Source organism: Streptococcus atopicus, assembly GCF_049166725.1.
GTDB classification, from domain to species: Bacteria; Bacillota; Bacilli; order Lactobacillales; family Streptococcaceae; genus Streptococcus; species Streptococcus hominis.
On record NZ_JBMHFC010000001.1, the window covers coordinates 48,494 to 75,365 of the forward strand.

General features: G+C 38.9%; 22 protein-coding genes and 1 other annotated feature. Of the genes, 18 read left to right on the plus strand and 4 right to left on the minus strand.

The window, feature by feature from the left end:
- Window positions 1-104: 104 nt before the first annotated feature.
- Window positions 105-797, plus strand: coding sequence for a cell division ATP-binding protein FtsE (ftsE, locus tag ACOMA9_RS00230; protein ID WP_003025346.1), 693 nt, complete (start codon window positions 105-107; stop codon window positions 795-797).
- Window positions 790-1,716 carry a permease-like cell division protein FtsX gene (gene ftsX / locus ACOMA9_RS00235; protein ID WP_003037328.1) on the plus strand — a complete coding sequence of 309 codons (927 nt, stop codon included), beginning with the start codon at window positions 790-792 and terminating at the stop codon, window positions 1,714-1,716. Before ftsE ends, ftsX begins: the two co-directional genes overlap by 8 nt.
- A 93-nt stretch (window positions 1,717-1,809) precedes the next feature.
- Here the strand turns inward: ftsX and ACOMA9_RS00240 are convergent, their stop codons facing one another.
- Complete coding sequence (locus ACOMA9_RS00240) at window positions 1,810-2,445, minus strand: MBL fold metallo-hydrolase (RefSeq protein ID WP_151379876.1); 636 nt, start codon at window positions 2,443-2,445, stop codon at window positions 1,810-1,812.
- A gap of 136 nt (window positions 2,446-2,581) precedes the next feature.
- On the opposite strand from ACOMA9_RS00240, the gene ACOMA9_RS00245 reads away from it, so the two are divergent.
- The 7 genes from ACOMA9_RS00245 to ezrA all read left to right on the plus strand — a co-directional run bounded on the left by ACOMA9_RS00245 (window position 2,582) and on the right by ezrA (window position 12,450).
- Window positions 2,582-5,044 (plus strand): bifunctional DnaQ family exonuclease/ATP-dependent helicase, encoded by a 2,463-nt coding sequence (locus ACOMA9_RS00245; protein WP_421424306.1) that lies wholly within the window; start codon window positions 2,582-2,584, stop codon window positions 5,042-5,044.
- A gap of 121 nt (window positions 5,045-5,165) precedes the next feature.
- Window positions 5,166-6,146: a YeiH family protein gene (locus tag ACOMA9_RS00250; RefSeq protein WP_247905719.1), complete on the plus strand. Its 981-nt coding sequence runs from the start codon at window positions 5,166-5,168 to the stop codon at window positions 6,144-6,146.
- A gap of 47 nt (window positions 6,147-6,193) precedes the next feature.
- Window positions 6,194-7,426 carry an FtsW/RodA/SpoVE family cell cycle protein gene (locus ACOMA9_RS00255; RefSeq protein WP_247905720.1) on the plus strand — a complete coding sequence of 411 codons (1,233 nt, stop codon included), beginning with the start codon at window positions 6,194-6,196 and terminating at the stop codon, window positions 7,424-7,426.
- A 12-nt stretch (window positions 7,427-7,438) separates the two neighbouring features.
- Entirely contained in the window at window positions 7,439-7,987 is a 549-nt protein-coding gene (locus tag ACOMA9_RS00260; RefSeq protein WP_221736381.1) for a DJ-1 family glyoxalase III, read from the plus strand.
- A gap of 128 nt (window positions 7,988-8,115) precedes the next feature.
- A complete protein-coding gene (locus tag ACOMA9_RS00265; RefSeq protein WP_037582581.1) occupies window positions 8,116-8,679 on the plus strand; it encodes an HAD-IA family hydrolase in 564 nt (187 codons plus the stop codon).
- A 12-nt stretch (window positions 8,680-8,691) separates the two neighbouring features.
- Window positions 8,692-10,638, plus strand: a complete 1,947-nt coding sequence (gyrB, locus tag ACOMA9_RS00270) for a DNA topoisomerase (ATP-hydrolyzing) subunit B (RefSeq protein ID WP_003028091.1) — start codon at window positions 8,692-8,694, stop codon at window positions 10,636-10,638.
- An 87-nt stretch (window positions 10,639-10,725) separates the two neighbouring features.
- Window positions 10,726-12,450 carry a septation ring formation regulator EzrA gene (gene ezrA / locus ACOMA9_RS00275; protein ID WP_143876517.1) on the plus strand — a complete coding sequence of 575 codons (1,725 nt, stop codon included), beginning with the start codon at window positions 10,726-10,728 and terminating at the stop codon, window positions 12,448-12,450.
- Between the two features lie 216 nt (window positions 12,451-12,666).
- On the opposite strand, the gene ACOMA9_RS00280 is transcribed toward ezrA, so the two are convergent.
- On the minus strand, window positions 12,667-13,680 hold the full coding sequence (locus tag ACOMA9_RS00280) for a lactonase family protein (protein WP_049517303.1): 1,014 nt from the start codon (window positions 13,678-13,680) through the stop codon (window positions 12,667-12,669).
- Window positions 13,681-14,031: 351 nt separating this feature from the next.
- Here ACOMA9_RS00280 and ACOMA9_RS00285 point away from each other — a divergent pair, with 351 nt between their 5' ends.
- The 6 genes from ACOMA9_RS00285 (at window position 14,032) to budA (ending at window position 21,164) form a co-directional block, all read left to right on the plus strand.
- On the plus strand, window positions 14,032-14,688 hold the full coding sequence (locus tag ACOMA9_RS00285; RefSeq protein ID WP_003025323.1) for a response regulator transcription factor: 657 nt from the start codon (window positions 14,032-14,034) through the stop codon (window positions 14,686-14,688).
- A complete protein-coding gene (locus ACOMA9_RS00290; RefSeq protein ID WP_151379882.1) occupies window positions 14,685-16,061 on the plus strand; it encodes a sensor histidine kinase in 1,377 nt (458 codons plus the stop codon). The genes ACOMA9_RS00285 and ACOMA9_RS00290 overlap by 4 nt, the downstream gene beginning before the upstream one ends.
- Before the next feature lie 149 nt (window positions 16,062-16,210).
- Window positions 16,211-17,389: an AI-2E family transporter gene (locus ACOMA9_RS00295; protein WP_151379883.1), complete on the plus strand. Its 1,179-nt coding sequence runs from the start codon at window positions 16,211-16,213 to the stop codon at window positions 17,387-17,389.
- Window positions 17,376-18,605 (plus strand): tetratricopeptide repeat protein, encoded by a 1,230-nt coding sequence (locus tag ACOMA9_RS00300; protein ID WP_151379884.1) that lies wholly within the window; start codon window positions 17,376-17,378, stop codon window positions 18,603-18,605. The genes ACOMA9_RS00295 and ACOMA9_RS00300 overlap by 14 nt, the downstream gene beginning before the upstream one ends.
- Before the next feature lie 82 nt (window positions 18,606-18,687).
- Window positions 18,688-20,352 carry an acetolactate synthase AlsS gene (gene alsS, locus ACOMA9_RS00305; protein WP_247906354.1) on the plus strand — a complete coding sequence of 555 codons (1,665 nt, stop codon included), beginning with the start codon at window positions 18,688-18,690 and terminating at the stop codon, window positions 20,350-20,352.
- Between the two features lie 92 nt (window positions 20,353-20,444).
- On the plus strand, window positions 20,445-21,164 hold the full coding sequence (budA, locus tag ACOMA9_RS00310) for an acetolactate decarboxylase (RefSeq protein WP_330945015.1): 720 nt from the start codon (window positions 20,445-20,447) through the stop codon (window positions 21,162-21,164).
- A gap of 496 nt (window positions 21,165-21,660) precedes the next feature.
- Here the strand turns inward: budA and fbp62 are convergent, their stop codons facing one another.
- The gene (gene fbp62 / locus ACOMA9_RS00315; protein WP_330945016.1) at window positions 21,661-23,310 is read right to left on the minus strand and encodes an Rqc2 family fibronectin-binding protein Fbp62; all 1,650 of its coding nucleotides are present in this window, start codon (window positions 23,308-23,310) and stop codon (window positions 21,661-21,663) included.
- Between the two features lie 118 nt (window positions 23,311-23,428).
- Window positions 23,429-23,665 (plus strand) — a binding site (T-box leader).
- A gap of 131 nt (window positions 23,666-23,796) precedes the next feature.
- On the opposite strand from fbp62, the gene trpX reads away from it, so the two are divergent.
- The 3 genes from trpX to ACOMA9_RS00330 are packed head-to-tail and all read left to right on the plus strand — an operon-like array spanning window position 23,797 to window position 26,467.
- On the plus strand, window positions 23,797-24,801 hold the full coding sequence (trpX, locus tag ACOMA9_RS00320) for a tryptophan ABC transporter substrate-binding protein (protein WP_394468102.1): 1,005 nt from the start codon (window positions 23,797-23,799) through the stop codon (window positions 24,799-24,801).
- 44 nt (window positions 24,802-24,845) lie between these two features.
- Window positions 24,846-25,712, plus strand: coding sequence for an ABC transporter permease (locus ACOMA9_RS00325; RefSeq protein ID WP_144207958.1), 867 nt, complete (start codon window positions 24,846-24,848; stop codon window positions 25,710-25,712).
- Entirely contained in the window at window positions 25,709-26,467 is a 759-nt protein-coding gene (locus ACOMA9_RS00330) for an ABC transporter ATP-binding protein (RefSeq protein ID WP_049494093.1), read from the plus strand. Before ACOMA9_RS00325 ends, ACOMA9_RS00330 begins: the two co-directional genes overlap by 4 nt.
- A 15-nt stretch (window positions 26,468-26,482) precedes the next feature.
- Here ACOMA9_RS00330 and ACOMA9_RS00335 read toward each other — a convergent pair whose 3' ends face one another.
- Window positions 26,483-26,824, minus strand: coding sequence for a hypothetical protein (locus tag ACOMA9_RS00335; protein WP_049513661.1), 342 nt, complete (start codon window positions 26,822-26,824; stop codon window positions 26,483-26,485).
- Between the last annotated feature and the right edge of the window lie 48 nt (window positions 26,825-26,872).

The following is a 26,872-nucleotide window of genomic DNA, read 5'->3' on the forward strand; positions in this document are numbered from 1 at the left end:
ATATTAAATTTACGAGAGTGGCATAGACAACTATAATTGCAATGCAATCATGGTCACTTCTCCCACTCCCTCAACTATCTTACGAAAGGAACTCTTAACAATAAATGTCAATTATTGAAATGAGAGATGTTGTCAAAAAATATGACAACGGGACAACAGCCCTGCGTGGTGTGTCCATTGAAGTAGAGCCAGGAGAATTCACCTATATTGTAGGTCCTTCTGGAGCTGGGAAATCAACTTTTATTCGATTATTGTATCGTGAAGTGAAAGTTGATAAGGGAAGTCTGCAAGTTGCTGGCTTTAATCTTGCTAAAATTAAAAAACGTGATATTCCAATGTTGCGTCGTAATGTTGGCGTCGTTTTCCAAGATTATAAATTGCTACCCAAAAAGACGGTGTATGAAAATATCGCTTACGCCATGGAAGTTATCGGTGAGCGTCGTCGCAATATTAAAAAGCGTGTTATGGAAGTGCTGGATTTGGTTGGTTTGAAACATAAAGTTCGCTCTTTTCCAAATGAGTTATCAGGTGGTGAGCAACAACGGATTGCCATTGCACGTGCGATTGTGAACAATCCTAAAGTTTTGATTGCCGATGAACCGACAGGGAATTTGGATCCAGATAATTCGTGGGAAATCATGAATCTACTGGAGCGAATTAACCTGCAAGGGACGACTGTTCTAATGGCGACCCACAATAGCCAAATTGTAAATACTTTGCGTCACCGCGTTATTGCCATCGAAAATGGTCGTGTGGTGCGTGATGAAGCAAAAGGAGAATACGGATACGATGAATAGTAGATTTTTAAGTCACCTGCTTGAATCGCTCAAAAGTTTGAAGCGAAATGGTTGGATGACAGTTGCTGCAGTCAGCTCCGTGATGATTACACTAGGGTTAGTCGCAATCTTTGTGTCAGTCATTTTAAACACGGCGAAGCTAGCAACAGATATTGAAAATAATGTGCGAGTTATGGTCTATATGCGACCAGATACAGCAGACAATGAAGAGACCATTACAAAAGAAGGTCAAACAGTCAAAAATGAGGACTACCATAAGGTATATGATGCCCTCAACAAAATGTCAAATGTGAAATCAGTAACATTTTCTAGCAAGCAAGAACAATTAAAGAAACTAACAGAAGTCATGGGTAAAGATTGGAAACTCTTTGAAGGAGATGCCAATCCCCTGCATGACGCTTATATTGTCGATACAACTGACCCCAAATACGTTACCTCTGTAGCAAACAATGCGAAGAAAGTGGAAGGGGTCTCTGAAGTAGAGTACGGTGGAGCCAATACAAAACGTATTTTTGCGTTAGCTAATTTTATCCGTACGTGGGGAATTGTAGGAGCGCTCCTCTTAGTCTTTATTGCTGTTTTCTTGATTTCAAATACTATTCGGATTACGATTATTTCGCGCAGTCGTGAAATTCAAATCATGCGTTTGGTGGGAGCAAAAAACAGTTACATTCGAGGTCCGTTCTTGTTAGAAGGAGCTTGGATTGGCTTGCTTGGGGCAGTTGTTCCAGCTGGCTTGGTCTATTTTATTTACGAAATGGCCTATAAGTCATTTAATCCATCTCTTGCTAGTCAAAATCTTTCAATGATTGTACCCAAAACCTTTATTCCATTGATGATTTCCTTCCTTTTTGTAGTAGGAATTATCATCGGAGCATTTGGCTCGGTTCTCTCAATGAGACGATTCTTGAAAATTTAAAAAAAGAAGTGATAATAAAAACCCTATTGAACTCTGATCCGAAAGTTAGATAGAAAAACCTAACTTTTGAGACGCAGTTCATTTAGGGCTTTTTTAATGCAAAAATGGATTAAACATTTTTTCATGAACAATGGTGGTTTGAGGACCATGACCAGGATAAACATCATAATCAGGCAAGGTCAGTAATTCGTTTTTGATGCTAGAAATGAGTTGTTCTATATTTCCAGTATAGAGGTCCGTTCGACCAATTGATTCGCAGAATAAAGCATCGCCAGTTAAAACAAAGTGCTCGTTAGGAAAGATGATTGAAACACCACCGATTGAATGTCCTGGTGTTGGTGCGACGTAAAAATAAAAATCATCTAGACTGTAAGGACTATGATAGTCAAAAAAGACATCGGCAGGCTGGAGAATGATGTTATCAATATCTTGGTGGCGAGCTAGTCCAGATAGATTATACTCCGGAGTGTAAAGCCAAGTTGCTTCACTTTCAGCGACATAGACAGGTGGATGTCCAAAATGTTGACGAACTAAATCAACATTCATAATATGATCGTAATGAGTATGGGTCAGCAAAATAGCTGTAATTGGCTTATTGATTTCTTGGATTTTTGTTGCAATTTTATCCCAGTCACTACCTGGATCAACTACGATAAGGTGATGCTCATTTTCTAAATAATAAGTATTTTCATATGCTTGAGCGTTTAAAGTTTTATGAATTGTTATCATGAGAACTCCTTTCACTTCATAGTTTAGCAAAAAATATGAAAAATGACATAAAAGAAATATCAAGCTATTTATCAAGGGAAAATAAGGCATAAAACGTGATACGAAATAGTTGGATTTATGGTATAATTTTTCTAATATGACACAAGAAAAAAGAAAATATGCTGTGGTGGATTTAGAGGCAACGAGTGCCAGCAGCAACGCAAAAATTATTCAAGTCGGGATTGTGCTGATTGAAAATGGTCAGATTGTCAAAACTTATGAAACCGATGTGAATCCTCATGAAAAGTTAGATCCTCATATTCGCCAATTGACAGGATTGACAGATAAGCGATTGAGAAAGGCGCCAGACTTTTCTCAAGTGGCTCGTAAGATTTATGAGTTGATTGAAGATGCCATTTTTGTGGCGCATAATGTGAAATTTGATGCTAATTTATTAGCAGAAGCTCTCTTTTGGGAAGGATTTGAATTGGTGACTCCGAGGGTAGATACGGTAGAGCTTGCACAAGTCTTTTTCCCAACGTTTGAAAAATACAATCTAGGAATATTATGTGAGCAGTTAGATATTCCTTTGAAACATGCGCATACAGCACTTGCGGATGCCTCAGCAACGGCTACATTATTTTTAAAAATACAAGAAAAAATTCAAAAACTTCCAAAAGAATTGGTAGAGTATTTGTTGAAATTTTCGGATAGTTTGATTTACGAATCACGCTTAGCGATAGAAGATGCTTTTAACCAAATGTCGGACATAACTTGCCGTGATTTGATGAAGTGGCAGGGAATTTTTCTTCGAAAAAGTCAAAAAATCCAAAAAGCGAGGAAATTGTCTAAAAATTTCACTCACAACATCAATTTGCTGGATTTAGAGGAGCGAAAAGAACAAGATGAGTTTGCACATGATGTGGAACAGGCTTTGAAAAGTCAGCAACCAAGTTTTTTACAAGCTCAGACAGGTTTAGGCAAGACCTATGGTTACTTGCTTCCTGCTTTGGCTCAAACGAGCAAGCAAATTCTGGTAACAGTTCCTACGAAAGTGTTGCAGGACCAGATTGTGGCAAATGAAGGACAAAAGTTAGAAGAAATCTTTCATCTTTCTGTTCATAGCTTGAAAAGTCCTGCCAATTATTTGAAGCTTGACTTCTTTTATGACAGCTTGCAGCGGGTAGATGACAATCGTTTGGTCAATCGTTGCAAGATGTTGCTTTTAGTTTGGCTTACAGAAACGAAATCTGGTGATTTGGATGAAATTGGTCAACGGCATCGCTATCAGACCTATTTTCAACAGGTGCTTCATGATGGAAAATTGAGCAAAAAATCCCTCTTTTATGGTGCAGATTTTTGGCAAAAAGGTCAAGAAAAGTCCAAACGCAGTCGTGTATTAGTGACCAATCATGCTTATTTTTTGACGCGGTTAGAAGATGATAAATCCATTGTGGAGAATCGGCTTTTGATTGTGGATGAAGCTCAGAAGTTGTTTTTGGCTTTGGAAAATCTCTCTCGAAAATCCCTCAATATGACAAAATGCTTGCAACAAATTCAATCGGAACTTGAAACAACAGATACCATTTTGCAACGTCGGTTAGTAGAGGATATTCAATTTGAATTGACTCATGCGATGGAACAATTCCAACGTTACAAGAAAAATGAGCTAACGAAAGAAACCTGTTCCAAACTTCGACAAGATTTATCAGAGTTAGATCAAAGCTCTCTTGCTGATTTACGCACTATTTTTGCCACAAAATACGACCAGTTCTGGTTAAAAGAAGAGCAGTTCGATGATTATCGAGTGACGATGTTGGAAGCCGCTTGCCTAGAAGTGCTAGATTTTCGAGCTTTGCTGCCTGAAGAGGTTCAAGTCTTATTCGTTTCAGCCACGCTTGAAATCAGTAAAAAAGTGCATTTAGCGCATTTACTTGGTTTTGAAAATGCACCATTTTATCAGTTACCACAAAAGCAGAAACATCAGCAGAAAATATGGTTGGATAAGAATTTTCCAAATGTTGTAGACTTGGATGTGGACATTTATGCAGAATTGATTGTCAAATGGGTTCATAAATTAGCTACTCAAGAAGTTCCACTTCTCGTTTTATTCACATCGAAAGCGTTGTTGTTAGCTGTTTCGGAACGTTTGCGCTTGCCACACTTAGCCCAGTATAAGAATGGTGAAGCGGCTAATATTAAACGACGTTTTGACAGAGGGGAAAGCAGTATTTTATTGGGGTCGGGCAGTTTTTGGGAGGGAACAGATTTCTCCAGTCAGAAGCAAATGATTGAAGTCATTACACGGATTCCATTTGATAATCCGAGCGATTTCTTTACGCAAAAACTCAACCGCAAATTGCGGCAAGAAGGCAAGAATCCTTTTTATGATTATAGCTTGCCTGTTGCGATTTTACGCCTAAAACAGGCTTTAGGACGTACAATCCGACACCAAGAGCAGCAGTCAGCAGTCGTTATTTTAGACAATCGCATGTTAACCAAACGTTATGGTCGCCAAATTCAAACAGCCTTGGAAAAAATTGCTCCAATATCCGTCACAAGTATGAAAAAAATTCCAACAGAAATTGAGCAATTTTTGAAGAAGAAGGAAACGGTGTAATTTTACCCCATTAGAAAACTCAGTTCACTTTTTAACTGAGTTTTTTGCTAAAAATGGTAATTTCCTCTGCTGCTAGTTTTAAATTTTGTTATAATAGAAACACAAAGAAAGAAGGTTCAATATGTATCAAAAATATCTTCCAGGGATTGGTTTTGCTTTTGTATTAGCGGCAGTAGCAACCGTCTTGGGAAATTTATTCCCCTTGATTGGCTCTAGTGTTTTTGCCATTCTTTTGGGAATTCTAGCTAATAATCTTTTTCATATAAAGAAGACTTATCATGCTGGTCTAGCTTATTCAGGTAAGAAATTACTGCAATATTCCATTATTTTGCTGGGGTTCAGCATGTCCATTGGCCGTGTCTCTGCTACAGGCATCTCCTCTTTAAAAATTAGCATTTTAACTATACTGATTGCTTTTATTTCAGCTTATGTGGTAGGACGTCTGCTGGGAATGGGTAAAGTTCTAACCACTTTAATTGGATTTGGAACGGCTATTTGTGGTGGTTCTGCCATTGCAGCAGCTTCACCGATTTTAGAAGCAAAAGATGAAGAGATTGCTTTATCTATTTCCACAATTTTCTTTTTTAACATTTTAGCGGTCTTTATTTTCCCTTTTTTGGGACATCTCATGCACATGAATGATGTAACATTTGGAACGTGGGCAGGAACAGCTATCAATGATACATCATCTGTTGTAGCAGCGGGTTATACTTACAGTCAGTCAGCAGGAGATTTAGCAACGATTGTGAAGCTTAGCCGTGCTTTAATGATTGTACCAGCCTGTCTTATCTTTGCAGGAGTCCGATATTTACGCTCAAAAAGCAGTCATCAAAAAGTTAATTTAAAGAAAATTTTTCCTTGGTTTATTTTGTGGTTTGTCATGGCGTCTATTGTTACTAGTGTTGGGATTTTTCCAAGTTCGTTCGTTCCTGCAACGAAGTTCTTGTCACAATGGCTCATGGCAATGGCTCTTGCTGGAATTGGTGCGAGAGTATCCTTTGGGCAATTTAGAAAAGCAGGTGCAGCGCCACTATTGACAGGAGCCTTTGCTTGGTTCGCGGTTGCTGTATCTAGCTTAATCATTCAATACTTTTTCTCATAAAAGTGCTTTAAAAGTGACTGACATTTATTACGTATGTTGGAGGAGATATGCCTTATCAAAAACGCTCGATTGATTCGCGAGTGGATTATAGTTTAATATTACCAGTATTTTGTTTGCTTTTCATTGGCGTTATGGCCATTTATATTGCTGTTAGTCATGATTATCCAAAAAACGTTTGGCCAATTGTAGGGCAGCAGATTGCTTGGATTGCTCTAGGGACAGTTATCAGTCTGGTTATCATGCTATTCAAAATAAAATTTCTTTGGCAAATAACGCCATACTTATATGTATTTGGCTTAGCGTTGATGCTGCTTCCGCTCATTTTTTATAGTTCAGAATTAGTCGCTTCAACAGGAGCAAAAAACTGGGTGACTATAGGGCGTGTGACCTTGTTTCAACCGTCTGAATTTATGAAAATTTCTTATATTCTGATGTTATCACGAGTTGTTGTTAATTTTTTACAGCGTTATAAAGATAGAGAGCGAACGGTTCAATTGGACTTCTTACTGATTTTTGAGTTAGCCCTTTATACCTTACCCGTTCTGATTTTATTGGCATTGCAGAGTGACCTAGGGACAGCATTAGTCTTTATCGCAATCTTTTCAGGAATTGTCCTCTTATCAGGTGTGTCTTGGAAAATCATTGTACCAGTTGTTTTGACCGTTCTGGTTGTAGGCGGTGGCTTTTTACTTATCTTCATTTCAAAAGACGGGCGAGCTTTTTTGCACCAAATTGGGATGCCAACTTATCAGATCAACCGTATTTTGGCTTGGCTGAACCCATTTGACTATGCCCAAACAACCACTTATCAACAGGCACAAGGTCAAATAGCAATTGGTAGTGGTGGTCTCTGGGGACAAGGGTTTAATGTATCCAATCTATTGGTGCCTGTACGTGAAAGTGATATGATTTTTACTGTCATTGCAGAAGATTTTGGTTTTGTCGGTGCAACGATTGTGATTGCCTTGTATCTGCTCTTGATTTATCGCATGCTAAAAATTACGCTGAAATCAAATAATCAATTTTACACATATATTTCAACCGGTTTCATCATGATGCTGCTCTTTCATATTTTTGAAAATATCGGAGCAGTAACAGGGATTTTGCCTCTAACAGGGATTCCACTTCCATTCATCTCCCAAGGTGGCTCTTCCATTATTAGTAATTTAATCGGGGTCGGGCTCTTGCTTTCGATGAGCTATCAGAATAATCTCACAGATGAAAAAAAGATACGCTATCCTCAAAGACGTAAAAAAGTGGTTTTAAAACGATTAAAATAAAGGAGAAGAAAAATGACAAAAGTAGCTGTTATGTTAGCCAATGGATTTGAAGAAATTGAAGCATTGACGGTTGTGGATGTTCTTCGCCGTGCAGGAATCCTATGTGACATGATTGGATTTGAAAAAGCGGTAACAGGTTCTCATGGTATTTCAGTTCAAGCAGATAAGGTTTGGGCTGGAAAGTTAGAGGATTATGACTTAGTGGTACTGCCGGGAGGAATGCCTGGTGCGACAAATTTGCGAGATGATGATCGTTTGATGTCAGCTCTACAAAATATGCAAAAAGAAGGCAAGTGGATAGCTGCTATTTGCGCAGCACCGATTGCACTCAATCGTGCAGGTATTTTAAAGGATAAACAGTTTACCTGTTACGATGGTATCGAGTCAGATATTGATTCTGGCATTTATATCAAGCAAACCGTCGTTGTTGACGGGAAAGTGATTACTAGCCGAGGACCTGCAACTGCTCTAGCTTTTGCTTATGAGTTGGTTCATCAGTTAGGCGGAGACAGTGAGCAGCTTGCAACGGCGATGCTTTACAATGACGTTTACGGTGATTGATTGTCTATGATACTAAAACTTATTTGGAATTATCCAAGTAAGTTTTTTTATGAAAATTCATGTCTAAAATAGGCTTTCCTATCTGTTTTAACAGCAATTTTTTACAAAAATATGTTATAATAAAAAGTATGGATTATCAAGATTATATTTGGGATTTAGGAGGGACTCTCCTCAATAATTACGAGACGTCAACGGCTGCATTTGTAGAAACGTTAGCTGGTTTTGGGATTCAAGCTAATCATGATGATGTTTATAAAGCGCTGAAGATTTCCACTCCCTATGCAGTTGCTCAATTTGCGCCCAACATTCCTGCATTTTTACAAACTTATAAAGTGAATGAAGCAAGAGAGTTAGCTCATCCAGTATTATTTGAAGGTGCTGCAGATTTGCTCAAGAATATCGTTGCACAAGGAGGGCGTAATTTTCTGATTTCTCATCGGAATGATCAGGTTTTAGAGATTCTTGATAAAACAGGGATTTCAGGCTACTTTACAGAAGTGGTGACTTCTAATCGTAGTTTTAAGAGAAAGCCAAATCCTGAGTCAATGCTTTATTTAAAAGATAAGTATCAGATTGAGAATGGGTTAGTCATCGGAGATCGTTCAATTGACACAGAAGCGGGTCAATCAGCTGGCTTTGCAACTTATCTCTTTGATGATATGGAAAATCTCAAGAAATTTATAAAAATATAGAAAAGGAATCGTATGTCAGAAGAAAATAAAGAACTGCAAGCAGAAGATTATGATGCCAGTCAAATTCAGGTTTTAGAAGGTTTGGAAGCTGTCCGAATGCGTCCAGGGATGTATATTGGCTCAACTTCAAAAGAAGGACTGCATCATCTTGTTTGGGAAATTGTAGATAACTCAATTGATGAGGCATTAGCTGGTTTTGCAACACATATTCAAGTGTTTATTGAGAAAGACAATTCGATTACCGTTGTTGATGACGGTCGTGGAATCCCTGTAGATATTCAAGAAAAAACAGGTCGTCCTGCGGTAGAAACTGTCTTTACCATTCTTCATGCTGGAGGAAAATTCGGCGGTGGCGGGTACAAGGTATCTGGAGGATTGCATGGTGTCGGATCTTCCGTGGTTAATGCTCTTTCTACTCAACTTGATGTTCGGGTTTACAAGAACGGTCAGATTCATTTTCAAGAATACCGTCGCGGGCACGTCGTAGCGGATCTGGAGATTATTGGCGAGACCGATCGCACAGGAACAACTGTTCATTTTACACCAGACCCAGAAATCTTCACAGAAACGGTTGAATTTGATTTTGAAAAATTAAATAAACGGGTGCAAGAACTAGCATTTTTGAATCGTGGCCTGCGAATTTCTATTACCGATAAACGGGAAGGATTGGAACAAACAAAAGATTACCATTATGAGGGTGGGATTGCTAGCTATGTCCAGTATATCAATGAAAATAAAGATGTTATCTTTGAAAATCCGATTTATACAGACGGAGAAATGGATGATATTACTGTTGAAGTAGCTATGCAGTATACAACAGGCTATCACGAAACTGTCATGAGTTTTGCAAATAATATCCACACTCATGAAGGTGGGACGCATGAACAAGGTTTTCGTACAGCGCTCACACGTGTCATCAATGACTATGCCAAGAAAAATAAGCTTCTGAAAGAAAATGAAGACAACCTGACTGGTGAAGATGTCCGTGAAGGATTAACAGCTGTTATCTCTGTAAAACATCCTAACCCACAGTTTGAAGGACAAACAAAGACGAAGCTTGGAAATAGTGAAGTTGTTAAAATTACTAATCGTCTCTTTAGCGAAGCTTTCTCAGATTTCCTTTTGGAAAATCCTGCGGTTGCTAAGAAGATAGTAGAAAAGGGAATTTTGGCGTCCAAGGCTCGGATTGCAGCAAAGCGTGCACGTGAAGTGACCCGCAAGAAATCAGGCCTTGAAATTTCAAACTTACCAGGTAAATTGGCAGATTGCTCCTCTAATGATCCACACGAAACAGAATTGTTTATCGTGGAAGGAGATTCAGCTGGTGGTTCAGCCAAGTCTGGTCGAAATCGGGAGTTTCAGGCTATTTTGCCAATTCGCGGTAAGATTTTAAATGTTGAAAAAGCTAGCATGGATAAAATTTTAGCCAATGAAGAAATTCGTAGTCTCTTTACCGCAATGGGAACAGGCTTTGGAGCGGATTTTGATGTGAGCAAAGCTCGTTATCAAAAATTAGTCATTATGACCGATGCCGATGTTGATGGTGCGCATATCCGAACCCTTCTTTTGACGTTGATTTATCGTTATATGAAGCCTGTTTTGGAAGCAGGTTATGTCTATATTGCTCAACCGCCTATTTATGGTGTGAAAGTCGGTAGTGAAGTGAAAGAATACATCCAGCCCGGAGCCAATCAAGAAGAAGAGCTACAGTTGGCATTGGAGCGTTATTCTGAAGGGCGTTCTAAACCAAGTATTCAACGTTACAAAGGCTTGGGAGAAATGGACGACCACCAACTTTGGGAAACAACGATGAACCCAGAACATCGCTTAATGGCGCGTGTCTCAGTCGATGATGCAGCAGAAGCGGACAAGATTTTTGATATGCTAATGGGTGACCGTGTAGAACCTCGTCGTGAATTTATCGAAGAGAACGCCGTATATAGTACATTGGACGTTTAAAAAAATCTGAAAAAATTCACATTTACCAAGAAAATTATGATATAATAATCATGATTATTTTCAAGTAATATTTTGAAGGAGTTTTACATGTCTAACGGACTAATCATACTAATCATAGTGATAGCAGTTCTCTTGATTGTTGCTTACATAACTGCTGTCTTATTAAGAAAAAGAAATGATGCTTTACTTGCTAAGTTAGAAGATCGCAAAGAAGAACTTTATAATCTTCCTGTAAATGATGAAGTAGAAGCGGTTAAAAACATGCATTTGATTGGACAAAGTCAAGTGGCTTTTCGGGAATGGAATCAAAAATGGGTTGACCTTTCTTTAAATTCTTTTGCAGACATCGAAAACAACCTTTTTGAAACAGAAGGTTACAATAATTCGTTTCGGTTTCTAAAAGCAAAGCATGGTATTGATAAAATTGAGAGCCAAATTGACTTGATTGAAGAAGATATTACTGCTATTCGCAATGCACTTGCTGAATTAGAAAAACAAGAGTCTAAAAATAGCGGTCGTGTCTTGCATGCTTTGGATTTATTTGAAAAGTTACAAGTGTCTGTGGCAAATGATACAGAAAGTTATGGCTCAGCGCTTCCTGAGATTGAAAAGCAATTAGAAAAAATTCAATCTGAATTCTCTCAATTTGTAACTTTAAACTCATCAGGAGACCCTGTTGAAGCAGCGGAAATTTTGGATAAAACAGAAGATCACATCCTTGCTTTAACGCATATTGTTGAAAAAATCCCAGAGCTTGTATCAGAATTAGATCAAAAGTTACCAGAACAGTTGGAAGATTTGGAGTCTGGTCATCGCAAATTACTGGAATCCGGTTATCATTTTATTGAAACTGATATTGAATCTCGCTTCCAACAGCTGCATACTAGTTTGAAACGCAACAGTGAAAACATTGCCAGTTTAGAATTGGACAATGCACAATATGAAAATACGCAAATCCAAGAAGAAATGGATGCTTTATATGACATGTTTAATCGTGAAATCAAGTCACATAAAGTAGTTGTCAAATTAGTTAATAGTTTACCAGGTTATTTAGGTCATACAAAAGAAAACAATCAAAATCTTTTAACAGAGATTGCCCGCCTTTCAAAATTGTATCTCTTGACAGAAAGCGATACGAATCATGTTCGTCGACTTCAAAGTGAACTTTCTAGCTTAGATGATGTTGTTTTAGAAGCGATTGAAGATTCTTCAGAAAGAAAACAAGCTTATTCTGTTCTTCAAGAAAATCTTGAAACCATTCAAAAACGTGTGAAAGAAATTGAAGATGAGCAGTTAGTGTTGAGTGAAAAATTGGCTAAAATTGAAAAAGATGATGCCAATGCTCGGCAAAAAGTTAATATTTATATCAACAAATTGCATACGATTAAGCGTTATATGGAAAAACGCAATTTGCCGGGTATTCCACGGAGCTTCCTGACCACTTTCTTTACTGCAAGTGATAACACAGAAGCTTTAGTAGCAGAATTGGAACAGTATCGTGTCAATATTGAATCAGTAAATCGTATGTTAGAGATTTTGACAAATGATATGAATGAACTGGAAAATGAGACTTACCGGATTGTTGAAAATGCTACTTTGACAGAGCAATTGTTACAATATTCAAATCGCTATCGTTCATTTGATGAAGGAGTTCAAACTGCCTTCAACCGTGCACTAGAGATTTTTGAAAATGAGTTTGATTATCAAGCATCGTTTGAGGAGATCTCGCAAGCATTGGATGTAGTAGAACCTGGTGTAACCAATCGTTTTGTTACATCGTATGAAAAAACGCGAGAAAATATCCGATTTTAAATTAAAACAATAAAGAGACAAGGTTTCATTTCCTTGCCTCTTTTTATTATGTTCTTTTCGTCAGTATCGTGATGTTCGGTATAAAATTGGCGACTAAAGCAGACGGTCGTGCTCCCTAATACAATTACTTGCAAATGAATAGAATCTGGGAAGATGACATATAGACAACAAAAAATCCCAACCATAGGCGATTGGGATTAGTCTCTTAAGAAGAGATTAATGAGTAAAAGCAACACAAACACCTTCTGGAACAAAGAAATCATGTGAGATTTCTGTTAGTTTTCCTGTTTCTGGGTCGCGTTTGAGGACAGTGGCATTGTCTGAGTCCTGATGAACTGCAATAATATACTGTTGATCTGGTGTAATATTAAAATCTCGTGGATTTTTTCCGTTAGTTGGAACAATTTCTACAAGTTCAAGAGTTCCGTCTCCTACCACTTTGTAAACAGCAATTGAATTATGCCCACGATTAGAACCGTAAAGGAACCGACCATCTGTAGATAAACGAATAGCAGCTGTTCCATTAAATTCTGAAAAGTCTTCTGGTAAGGTTGAAATAGTTTGTAGGCGTTCAAATTGACCATCACCATCATAAATTAAAACTTCAATGGTAGAGTTTAATTCACAAATAAGATAAGCGATTTTGTAATGAGGATGAAATACGATATGACGTGGACCAGCACCAGATGTCGCGTGATAGGTATCTAATCGGATTAACCGACCATAATCACTAATGTCATATGTAATGACTTCGTCAGTCCCCAAATCACACGTAACCAGATAGTTATCTGGTGTCAAATCTGCAAAATGCACATGAGCAGCAGCTTGGTTTTCATGCGGACCATACCCAATGTGAACATCAGAGTCAACTAATTTTAAGCTGCCATTTTCTTGTCGTCTATAAACTAAGACTTGCCCCTTATGATAGTTTGCTCCGTAGACAAGACTTCTTGTTTCATCGACACTCACATAGCAGAGAGGAGCTCCCTCAGCTACAACATGGTTGAGTAATTGGAATGTTTTATTGTAAGCTGCAATACCTCCTTCCCCATATTCAGCTCCGACAGAGTACAGGTGATGCTGCTTGTCAAAAGCTAAATACGTAGGATTTGGCTCTTTTACAATAAGTGTTAAATTTGCCAGTTCTCCTGTGCTAGTATCAAAATCAGCTTTGTAAATTCCTTCTGAGCTACGACGTGTATAAGTTCCAAAATAAACTGTTTGTGTCATCATTCACCTCGAAATATTTGATACTTTTATTATAACACAAAAAGAAATGAAATGGTTTTCACAAATGAAAGCTGCTGTCAGTTTTATAATGAAAAAATAGATAAAAAATAGATTCGAGATAGGATGGGAACAGATAACTTTGATACAATAAAAATAGATTTGTGGGTGTTTGTGCTAACAATTATGGTTGTCTGTTTGACTTCTGAAAAATGTTTAGTTTTTTGGAAGAAAGTTTTTATCCTACATCACAGTTCAATCTTTGTAAGTTCACTATTTTGTTGTATAATAAAAGTAATCTTTACATTGATTAGCAGTCATTTAATTTTATATCTATATTTTAAGGAGTAAGAAATGCATAAGATTTTAGTAGTAGAAGATGACACTACGATTAATCAAGTGATTTGTGAATTTTTGAAAGAAAATCATTATGAGGTGACACCAGTTTTTGACGGGGCAGAAGCTCTACGTGAATTTGAGGAAAAATCGTTTGACCTCATCATTTTGGACGTTATGTTGCCCTCTATGAGCGGTCTGGATGTGTTGAAGGAAATCCGGAAGACGTCGCAGGTACCAGTTATGATGTTAACTGCACTAGATGATGAATATACTCAGCTGGTCAGCTTTAATCACCTTATCAGTGATTATGTTACCAAACCATTTTCGCCACTTATTTTGATGAAACGCATTGAAAATATTTTCCGGAGTACTGTGACAGAATCAGAGATTGTCGTTGGAGACTTGCGTGTTTCAATTGATGATTGTACCGTTTATTGGCAAGAAGAAAAAATGTCTCCTACTAAAAAAGAATATGAAATTATCCAAGCTTTAGCTAAAAGAAAAAATCATTTGGTAACGCGGGATCAATTGATGAATACAATTTGGGGTTATAGCGAACTGGATAGTCGTGTTTTGGATAACCATGTAAAAAATATTCGGAAAAAAATTCCTGGAATACCTCTTAAAACGATTACTGGTATGGGTTATCAACTTGGAGGAGAAGAAGAGTGAGAATTGCTAAAAAGCATTTTCTTTTGACAGGAACAATAATTTTTATTGTCGTGACAACGGTTTTAACAACACTCTATTTTGTGATGCCTGTTTATTATGAGCAAGTCAAGCATCGAGAAGCTAAAAGTGAGTTCTTTCAGATTGCTCAGCAAGTTCAAGGAAAACCGTCAGATGATATAGGAAAGCTTTTAAGTGACTACAATCGAAAGAATACACGCGTCTGGTTTAGTATATTAGATGCGAAAGGAAAACTTATTTATCCACATATTGATTTAGCTAATGAAAAGGGAGAATTCCAATTAACAATTTTACCTTCTGACATGAGTTTGAATAATCAAACTAAAAGTATGAGCAAGAAGATAAGAACGGCAGAAGGGACCACATTGACCTTACGTGGGGAATATTCGCTCCAACCAATATCGGATGCTACTTACGTGTTGTTAAGTCTTTATCCTTATATCTTATTCTTTTCGTTAACGTTAGGTGGTATAGTGGCTTTTCTTTATAGTCGATTTGCAACCAAACGCATTACAGATATTTCAGAGAGCACGCGAAAAATGGCAACTCTTTCTCCAGATGTGGCTTGTCCTGTCAAAGGGCGGGATGAAATTTCCACACTCGCTCAAGATATTAACAGTCTGTATAACAATCTTTTGACAAGTATTGAAGCGCTGCGATTGGAAAATGAGAAGGTTGCTGAAAGTGAACGGGAGAAAGCAGAATTTCTACGGATGACTTCTCATGAGCTGAAAACGCCGATTACCAGCATGATGGGAATTGTGGATGGTATGATTTATGGTGTTGGTGATTTCAAAGATAAAGATAAATACCTACATAAATGTCGTGAAATTTTGGAAGAGCAATCAAAACTTGTACAGTCTATCTTGGCAATTTCTAAAATTGAAATGCGGATAGAAGCGGAAGAGGAAGAATTTTCACTTAATCAGCTCTTGGAGGAAAACTTGAGCAGCTATAAGATGTTAGCTGATGTGAAAGGCTATCAATTTACTGTACAGTTAGAAGAGCTTCAAGTGCATGGCAACAAGACTTATTTGCTGAAAGCTATTAAAAATTTACTAGATAATGCTTTCCATTATACAGTAGCTGGCGGAGAGATTCTTTTAATGATTAAAGACAATCAGTTAATCATTGAAAATGATGCGGAACATGTGTTGGATGAACAGCAAATCCAGCAAATATTTCAGCCATTTTATCGTCCGGATTACAGTCGTAACCGCAAAGATGGTGGAACAGGTCTGGGACTCTTTATCGTGCAACAGATTTTGGAAAATCATCATTTGCACTATCTCTTTGAAGCTGTTGATGACAAACGAATGCGGTTTACAATTTTTTTCTCAGATAAAGAAAGTTAAAAGTGGGAATCCGTTCATGAATTGAATGGATGACCGCTTTTTGTGTTTGACTCGAGCGTAAGAAGGAAATTCATAAAGGACTACCCTTTCTTCAAGAATTTTTTGGTGAAAAATGCTACAATGAGATAAATAAAGAAAAGGATGTCTGTATGGAACACAAAAAGAAGGATTTCAGCCTATCATGGTTTTTTCGGTGGTTTTTAGACAATAAAGCAATCACTGTTTTTTTAGTGACCTTATTGTTGGGGTTGAATATTTTTGTATTAAGCAAAATTAGTTTCATTTTCATTCCTGTTTTAGAATTTATTGGGGTTATTATGCTGCCAGTTATTTTAGCAGGACTTTTGTATTATTTATTAAATCCGATTGTGGATTGGATGGAAAAACATAAAGTCAATCGTTTAGTTGCGATTACGATTGTTTTTATTTTGATTTCATTGCTTTTGATTTGGGGATTGGCTGTGGCAATTCCAAGTTTGCAACATCAGATAGTCAGCTTTGTTAAGAATTTACCAGCTAATTTGAAAAAATCAAATAAAATTATTCAAGATTTTTTAGAAAATCGAATTTCTGATGATGTTAAGCCTCAATTGGAAGAGATTGTGAATAATTTTTCAGATCAAGTGACAGCTTGGGCGAGTAATTTCTCATCTAAAGCGGTGAACTGGGTTAGTACATTAATTAGTACAGCTTCGCAAGTGATTGTGGCTATCATTATCATGCCATTTATCCTCTTTTATTTATTGCGAGATGGGAAAAATTTGAAATCTTATTTGACAAAATTCATGCCAACTAAGTTTCGTGAACCTGTTGGGCAAATTTTGACAGACGTCAATACACAGCTTGCTAACTATGTTCGTGGTCAAGTGACTGTTGCGATTATCGTAGCAATTATGTTTATTATTTTCTTTAAGATAATCGGTCTTCGTTATGCCGTAACGCTTGGGGTGACGGCAGGGATTTTAAATTTGGTTCCCTACTTAGGAAGTTTTCTCGCGATGTTACCGGCTCTTGTTCTGGGGTTAATTGCTGGACCGCTTATGCTCTTGAAAGTCATTGTTGTCTTTATTGTAGAGCAAACGATTGAAGGGCGGTTTGTGTCGCCATTAATTCTCGGTAGCCAATTGAACATTCATCCGATCAATGTTCTTTTTGTCCTCTTGACAGCTGGTTCTATGTTTGGTATCTGGGGCGTTTTGCTGGGAATTCCCGTTTATGCGTCTGCAAAAGTTGTGATTGCTGCTATTTTTAAATGGTATAAGAAAGTCAGCGGCTTGTATGAAGAAGAATCCGTAGATGAGACAGGAGAAGAAATTGAACAACAGTGAGAAAATGGTTGCTTCTTTGCAAAAGCAGGATTTGGCACATGCCAATAAATATTTTGAAAGAGCTCTAACAAATGATACAGAAGAAGAATTACTTGAATTAGCCGACTACTTAGAAAGTATCGGCTTTTTCCCTCAAGCTAAGCAAATTTATGAAAACTTAGCTCCCCACTATCCAGAATCCTATATTAGTTTAGCACAGATTGCTAGTGAAGATGGACAAGTGGAAGAGGCCTTTGCCTATCTGGAAGAAATTACTTCTGATAGTGACTGGTATGTGACAGCACTCTTGGTCAAAGCCGATTTATACCAAATGGAAGGGTTACCGGACGTTGCAAGAGAAAAATTAGCCGAGGCAAAGCAATTGTCTGACGAGCCGTTAGTGACTTTTGGCTTGGCTGAAATAGATTTTGAATTGGGAAACTTGAATCAGGCTATTAAAGAGTATGCTAGTTTAGACAATCGCCTGATTTATGAGCAGACGGGTGTTTCTACTTATCAGCGGATTGGCGTTTCCTATGCAAGTTTGGGGAAATTTGAAGTAGCGATTGAGTTTTTAGAAAAAGCTTTAGAGATTGAATACGATGATGCTGTAGCCTTTGAACTAGCGACTATTTTGTATGATCAGAAAGAATATCAAAAAGCCAATCTGTATTTTAAGCAAATTGATACGATTTCGCCGGAATTTGAAAGCTATGAGTATGGTTATGCTTTGTCGCTTCATGCAGAACATCAGACGGAAGAAGCATTGCGCCTTACACAACAAGGCTTGTCGAAAAATCCATTTGATACACGTCTTTTGTTGCTAGCTTCGCAGCTTTCTTATGAACTTCATGATGAGCAAAAGGCAGAAGATTATCTTTTGAAAGCAAAAGATAATGCGGAAGACTTGGAAGAAATTGCATTGCGTTTGTCTAATCTTTACTTAGAGCAAGAGCGTTTTGATGAAGTTTTGAAATTTGAGGAGCAAGACATAGACAATGTACTGACTAAGTGGAATATTGCGCGTGCCTATCAGGCTTTGGAACAGACAACAGCAGCTTTGGAGCGCTATCGTCTGTTGCTCTCGGATTTAAAAGAAAATCCAGAATTTTTAGAGCAGTATATTTATCTACTTCGTGAAATGGGGGATTTTGAAGAAGCAAAACACCAAGCAGAGTATTATCTTCACTTGGTTCCGGATGATATGGAGATGCAGGAATTGTACGATAGTTTGTAAAAAGAATAACAAGCACAATCCTATAAGACGCATGGGAATTATGATATAATGATGAGCGTGATATTCAGGAAGGACGAAGAAAATGACTGAAAAATTTGGTGCTGATCTAATTGTAGATAGTTTAATTAATCATAAAGTGGATTATGTGTTTGGGATTCCGGGTGCAAAGATTGACCGTGTGTTTGATACCTTAGAGGACAAAGGTCCACAACTGATCGTGGCTCGTCATGAACAAAATGCTGCTTTTATGGCACAAGGAATTGGGCGGATCACAGGAGAGCCAGGTGTCGTGATTGCAACCAGTGGACCAGGCGCTTCAAACTTGGCAACGGGCTTGGTTACGGCGACCGCAGAAGGGGATCCTGTACTAGCTTTAGCCGGTCAGGTCAAACGAGCTGATCTTCTCAAACGTGCACATCAGTCCATGGATAATGCTGCACTATTTAAGCCGATTACCAAGTATTCTGTCGAAGTGCAAGATGGCAATACTCTTTCAGAAATTATTGCCAATGCTTATCGTCATGCCAAATCAGGAATACCGGGGGCAAGTTTCATTTCCATTCCACAGGATGTGGTGGATAGTCAGGTGCAAGTGAAAGCAATTAAACCGCTGACGGATCCGCAGTTGGGTTCTAGTTCTGTGGCAGACATTAACTATCTAGCGCAAGCGATTAAAAATGCTGTGTTACCGGTTCTTCTCTTGGGGAATGGTGCTTCAAGTGCCAAAGTGACGGCTTCTATTCGTCAGTTATTGGAGCAAGTACAGTTACCTGTTGTGGAAACATTCCAAGGGGCTGGGATTGTGTCTCGTGAATTGGAAGAAGCTACGTTCTTTGGACGTGTCGGACTGTTTCGCAATCAGCCGGGTGATATGCTTCTGAAAAAATCTGACCTAGTCATCGCTATCGGCTATGATCCGATTGAGTATGAAGCACGCAACTGGAATGCTGAAATTTCTGCCCGCGTTATTGTGATTGACGTAGAGCCAGCAGAGATTGATACTTACTTTCAACCGGAGCGTGAGCTGATTGGAGATATTGCAAATACTTTGGATTTATTGCTGCCAGCGATTAACGGCTATCAATTACCAGAAGGCTCGCGGGAATATCTGCAAGTGCTGCGAAATAAAATGGACGGTGATGTGAAATTTGATCGCAGCCAAACTGAAACAGGACGACTACACCCGCTGGATATTGTCGAAGTCTTGCAGGAAAATACGACAGATGATATGACAGTTACAGTAGATGTGGGTACGCATTATATCTGGATGGCACGTTATTTCAAGAGCTATGAACCAAGGCATCTACTTTTTTCAAATGGGATGCAAACGTTAGGAGTGGCATTACCCTGGGCAATCTCAGCAGCCTTGGTTCGTCCCAACACAAAGATCATTTCTGTGTCTGGCGACGGCGGTTTTCTCTTTTCGGCCCAAGAGCTAGAGACAGCAGTTCGTCTACAATTACCAATTGTTCATCTTATTTGGAATGACGGTCATTATAATATGGTAGAATTCCAAGAAGAAATGAAATATGGACGTTCATCTGGAGTAGACTTCGGAGCTGTTGATTTCGTTAAATATGCAGAGAGTTTTGGTGCGAAAGGATTCCGAGCAACATCTCCAGCAGAATTAACACAGTTGCTCCAAAAAGCCTTAAAGGAAAATGGACCGGTTATCATTGATGTGCCAGTGGATTACAAGGACAGCAGCACGCTGGGAGAAACCATTCTGCCAGATGAGTTTTATTAAAGAAGAAATGGGAAAGAACCCGAAATTTTTAAAAGAGTTCGTTTTCCACTGTTTTTTCAAGGAAAGATAGTAAACATTGTCTAGGAGGAGAAATGGCAGAGCTTGTAACATTATTTCACTACAATACTTTGGGGGCTTTGATGGCGGGGCTTTACAAGGGGACGATGACGATTGAAGAATTGCTTCAACATGGCGATTTAGGGATTGGTACTTTAGACTCTATTGACGGAGAGCTGATTGTGCTTGACGGTAAGGCTTATCAAGCCAAGGGAATAGGAGCAAGTCCTGAAGTGATAGAAGTTTCAACAGATAGGACGGTTCCTTATGCTGCAGTGGCTTTCCACCGAGCAGAAGTGCGTTTTCGTCAGGACATTGAGCTGACTGATGAAGCGTTGAAGAAGCGCATAGAAGCTAGCTATGTCGGGGAAAATCTTTTTCACTCAATCAAGATTCATGGTGAATTTAGCAGCATACATGTGCGCATGGCTCCAAAAACCTCTCCGGGAAAGAAGTTCGCAGAAATCGCAGCTCATCAGCCTGAGTACCAGGTAGAACACATTTCGGGAACAATCGTTGGCTTTTGGACGCCAGAGCTGTTTCACGGTGTCAGCGTAGCTGGTTTTCATCTTCATTTTCTATCTGATGACCACCAATTCGGCGGACATGTCATGGATTTTGTCATGAAAAATGGAGAGGTTGAAATCGGAACGATTGCAGCATTGGAGCAGCGTTTTCCTGTTCAAGACCAAGAGTTTCTCTCTGCCAAATTGAATGTGGCAGAGCTAAAGGAAGATATTGAGAAATCGGAATAAAAAACAGTGGACAAAGTTAGACAAAAGCTTAAATTCCATTCAAAATTCAAAAGAATGATGCCAAAAAGGCTTAAAATCGTGTTGTTAAAAGCACTGATTTTAAGCCTTTTACTTTTCTAAGAAGTCCTTGTAATGAGAATAAGTTCGTAGCTGTCGCCTCGGTCGACAAAGTGAACGAGAACTGGTTTAAGCTGTCGTCCCGGTCGACGGAGTGAATGAGAACTAGTTTAAGCTGTCGCCCCGGTCGAAGAAGTGAACGAGAATTGGTTTGAGCTGTCATTCACATTGACGACCTGCTTGAGAACTGATTTACTCTGTCCGAGGGTCGGACAGAGTGCCTGAAAAGAGATTCATTCCGTCCGAGGGTCGGATAGCTTGCGTGAAAAGAGATTCATTCCGTCCGAGGGTCAGACAGCTTACCTGAAAAGAAATTCATTTCATCCGAGGGTCGGACATATAAAAAATAGTCAGAAAAAGGTACCAGTTAGTAGACACCTTACATCTTCATGGATTTAATTTTGGCTTCATCAGGAGTAACGCGTAGGGTCTTTTGCCCCGTGTAGGTTACAAAACCAGGTTTACCACCTGTTGGCTTGTTAAGTTTTTTGACTTCAATCATATCCACCTGAACGAGATTGGACAATCTCGCCTTAGAAAAGTATGCCGCCAATTCCGCAGCATCTGTCTTGACCTCATCACTTGGTTGCAGATTGCCTGTGATGACCACGTGACTGCCGGGAATATCCTTGGCATGAAACCAGAGTTCCTCTTTTTTCGCCATTTTAAAGGTCAACTCATCATTTTGCAGATTGTTTCGTCCAACCAGAATAACTGTCTGTCCATCAGTAGACAAATATTTCTCTGGTTTTTTCCGTTTTTGGATTTTTTCACGCTGACGTCGACGAATAAAGCCTGTCTGAATCAATTCTTCTCGGATTTCTGTAATTTCTGTGAGATTAGCTTGTGACAAAGCTGTTTCTACACTCTCCAAATATTGAATGGTTTCTTTAGTTTCTTCAATCAGTCCCGTTAAATGCTTGACTGCTTCTTTCAGCTTTTGGTATTTCTTAAAATAGCGCTGAGCATTTTGGTTAGGGGTCAAAGCTTTATCCAACACAATAGTAATTTTCTCACTTGTGTAGTAATTGTCCAGTTCTACTTGGTCTTGATTGTTGGGAACTTGGTGCAAAAAAGTAGTGAGGAGTTCTCCTTTTTGGCGAAATTCCTCCGCATTTTCAGTCGCGACTAATTCCTGCTCTTGTTTTTTTAATTTCTTGCGGTTTTTTTCTAATTCATTCTCTACTCGATGAATCAGTTCACTGGCTTGCTGATTAACGCGATCACGTTCCGCCTTGTCTTGATAGAAATCGTCTAGTAGCTGCGATAAGCTCGGAAATTCTTTCTGACTGTCCGAAAAAAGAATGGGGGCAAAGGATTTGGTTGTCAGATGAGCTTGTGTGGGACTGGCAAAGAAAGCACGGAAGGTTTTTAGTTTCTCACTCGTTAAGCGCTGACTGAGCTCGGTCGCTGTATCGCGCCCCAAGCCTTGGAACAGCTTTTGTAAAGAATGAGCTGATAAATCCTCTGTCTGGAGAATTTCAAATAACTTTTCATTAGAAATCGTAAATGGATTACGGTTACCTGTTTGAGGTGGAGCGACATAGGTCGAGCCCGGCAGAATCGTGCGGTAACTATTCTGCGAGAAGCCCACATGCTTAATGGCCTCAATGATATTACCACTTGCCTTGTCCATTAAGATGATATTGCTGTGTTTACCCATGATTTCGATGACTAGAGTTGCTGCCACGCTATCTCCAATTTCATTTTTATTAGAGACAGAGATTTCCAAAACTCGGTCATTGTCAATCTGTTCAATGCTTTCAATCGTAGCGCCTTGCAAGTATTTCCGCATGACCATAATGAATGTATTAGGCACTGCAGGATTTTCAAAGCTGGTATTGGTTAGTTGAATGCGACCAAAAACAGGGTGAGCGGATAAGAGCAATTTGTGATTTTGCCGATTGCTGCGGATTTGCAGCACTAATTCCTGCTCAAAAGGTTGGTTGATTTTTTGAATGCGACCATATAGCAACTGTTGCCGCAATTCCTCTGTCATGTGGTGTAAAAAAAATCCGTCAAAGGACATGGTTTTCTCTCCTTGAATGATACTAAAGAAGATTATAACAAAAAATAGCAAGAAAAGGTTGGAAAATTATTGTCAGAAAAGTTTGACAAAACACTTGACATTTGTTTCAGAAACCTCTAAAATAATATCAAATTAGAAAAGTAATAAAATAGTTGTTGACAGAGAGCTTGTGGTTGGTGAAAACAAGCAGCAGCGTTTTATGAAATTGGGCTAATGGATAGAAGTTGAATTTGAAACGATAAAAATTCGGTGAGCACACCTTACAGTGCAACTTGTTGTTAGACAAGATTGAGATGTGGGATAAGTCTATTATTTTTCCCATAATTGAGGTGGCACCGCGATTTACGCCCTCACACAGGATGAACTGTGTGTGGGTTTTTCTTTTATTGTTTCAGTCTCGTTAATGGAGGTAAAAATATGTTTAAACGATGGCGACTCTGGCTTTTACTTGAATAAAAATTAGAAAATACGAAATGGAGAACAGATATGAAAAACAAACGGTTAATGGGAATGATTGCTCTTTTGGTGGTATTAGTTGTCGGAGGCATTATTTATTCTAGTGTAAATGGCGAGAAAGCGACGAAGACAAGCAATACAACAAAAACAGTAAAAGTTGGTGTGCTGCAATATGTCAGTCATCCGTCACTTGATTTGATTTATAAAGGGATTCAAGAAGGATTGGCACAAGAAGGTTATAAAGGCAAGAAGATCAAGATTGACTTTATGAATGCAGAAGGTGATCAAAGTAAAGTGGCAACAATGAGCAAGCAATTAGTCGCAAATGACAACGACGTGCTGATTGGAATCGCAACGCCTGCGGCTCAAGGGTTGGCTAGTGCAACAAAAGACAAGCCAGTTGTTATGGGAGCAGTGACTGATCCAGTTGGGGCGAATTTAGTAAAGGATTTGAAAAAGCCGGGAGGCAACATTACAGGTGTGTCTGACCACAATCCAGCTAAGCAGCAATTGGAGCTCATCAGACAATTAACACCGAATGTGAAAACAATTGGCGTTCTTTATTCAAGCAGTGAAGACAATTCAAAAACGCAGGTAGAAGAATTTACAGCTTTGGCTGAAAAAGCAGGTTATAAAGTGCTTCCTTATGCTGTACCTTCTACAAATGAGATTGCTTCAACCATGAATGTGATGACAGGAAAGGTAGATGCTATTTGGATTCCAATTGACAACACCATTGCTTCAGCTTTTTCAACAGTTGTTTCCAGCAATCAAACGGCTAAAAAACCTATCTATCCAAGTGCGACAGCTATGGTAGAAGAAGGCGGTCTGGGCTCGGTTGTTGTCGATCAAAAAGATCTTGGAGTGGCGACTGGAAAAATGACAGCGAAAATTTTGAAAGGTGCCAAACCAGCAGACACAGCTGTTGAAATCTTTGCTACTGGCAAATCAGTTGTGAACAAAAAAATGGCTGCTCAGCTAGGAATAACGATTCCAGATGATGTTCTGAAAAAAGCAGGACAAGTCATTGAGTAATCCGATTGATAAGAAACGATATTTTTAAAAGTTAGGACAACAGTATGATTATTTCAATTGTCTCACAAGGACTTGTTTGGGCTATTTTAGGCTTGGGGATTTTTATGACTTTCCGCATTTTAAATTTCCCTGATATGACTACAGAAGGATCTTTTCCATTGGGCGGAGCAGTGGCAGTTACGCTAATTAGTAAGGGAATCAATCCTTTTCTAGCAACTGCTGCTGCCATTCTAGCTGGCTGTCTGGCAGGCATGGTAACAGGGCTTCTCTATACTAAGGGGAAAATTCCTACTCTCCTTTCAGGGATTTTGGTCATGACTTCCTGCCACTCCATTATGCTCATGCTAATGGGGCGGGCTAATCTTGGACTTCTCGGAACGAAGCAAATTCAGGACTTTTTGCCATTTTCTGTCGAATTAAACAATCTTCTGACAGGATTGATTTTTGTTAGCTTGGTAATTGCAGCATTGCTCTTTTTCTTAGATACAAAATTGGGTCAAGCCTATATTGCCACGGGTGATAATCCGGATATGGCAAGGAGTTTTGGCATTCACACAGGACGAATGGAGTTAATGGGGTTGGTGCTGTCTAATGGCGTCATTGCCCTAGCTGGTGCTCTTATTGCCCAGCAAGAAGGTTATGCGGATGTCTCGCGTGGGATTGGTGTCATCGTTGTGGGGCTTGCCAGTCTCATTATCGGAGAGGTGCTTTTTACCAGCCTGACATTGGCAGAACGTCTATTGACGATTGTTGTCGGGTCTATTTTCTATCAATTCCTGATTTGGGGCGTGATTGCGCTTGGCTTTAATACCAGCTATCTTCGCCTTTACAGTGCGGTTATCTTGGCAATTTGTCTCATGATTCCGACTTTCAAAAATAAATTCTTTAAAGGAGTCAAGTTAAGCAAATGACAGCAATTGTAGAATTAAAAAACGCGACAAAAATTGTCAACACAGGTATTGAGGAAGAAAAAGTTATTTTAAATGATGTTTCACTGGATATTTTTGAGCATGACTTCATTACCATTTTAGGTGGAAATGGGGCAGGGAAATCCACGCTTTTCAATGTCATCGCAGGAACATTGCCATTGACGAGTGGCAGCATTTATATTCTAGGTGAAAATGTGACCAGTTATTCGCCAGAAAAACGGGCTAAGTATCTATCGCGCGTTTTTCAAGACCCAAAGATGGGAACAGCTCCGCGCATGACGGTGGCAGAAAACCTATTGATTGCTAAATTTCGTGGTGAAAAACGCCGTCTAGTGCCACGCCGTCTGAGCCATTATCGCAAAGAATTTCAGGAGACGATAGACAAAATCGGCAATGGTTTAGAAAAACACTTAGATACGCCGATTGAATTTCTCTCTGGCGGACAAAGACAGGCATTGAGTCTTTTAATGGCGACTCTCAAACGCCCTGAGCTGTTGCTTTTGGATGAGCATACAGCAGCGCTTGACCCCAAAACCAGTGTGGCATTGATGAGTCTGACAGATGAATTTGTGAATCGTGACCAACTGACTGCTCTCATGATTACTCACCACATGGAAGATGCTCTTAAATACGGCAATCGCTTGATTGTCATGAAAGACGGACAAATTATCCAAGACTTACATCAAGAAGAGAAAGCGAAAATGACAATCGCGGATTATTACAGCTTATTTGAATAAAAAAATTCCAATCTCCTAGTTGAGGTTGGAATTTCTTTTTTGCGCTTCTCTGATAGTGTTGGGAACCAGACGAATCCGCTTAATATCTGAAATACGAATAATCGTTGACATACTTTTCTGGAAGTTTTTAACAATCAATTGCTGACGCTCTTTGTCATATTTGACAATATCACCAGTAAAACTTTTATCTGAAAAAATGACATGTACACCCGATTTTTTTTGCAAAGCTGTTTCAATCGTTTGCAAAATATTGGCATTGTCTTCCTCTACCTCTTGCGTATCCTTTTTGTAATTGATAAATTCACTTGCTCGCTCTAAAATCATTTCGAGAAATTTTTTCATAGCTAAATTCTCCATAACTTGTTACAATATATTATATAACAAACTCGCTAAAAAAGTAAATTT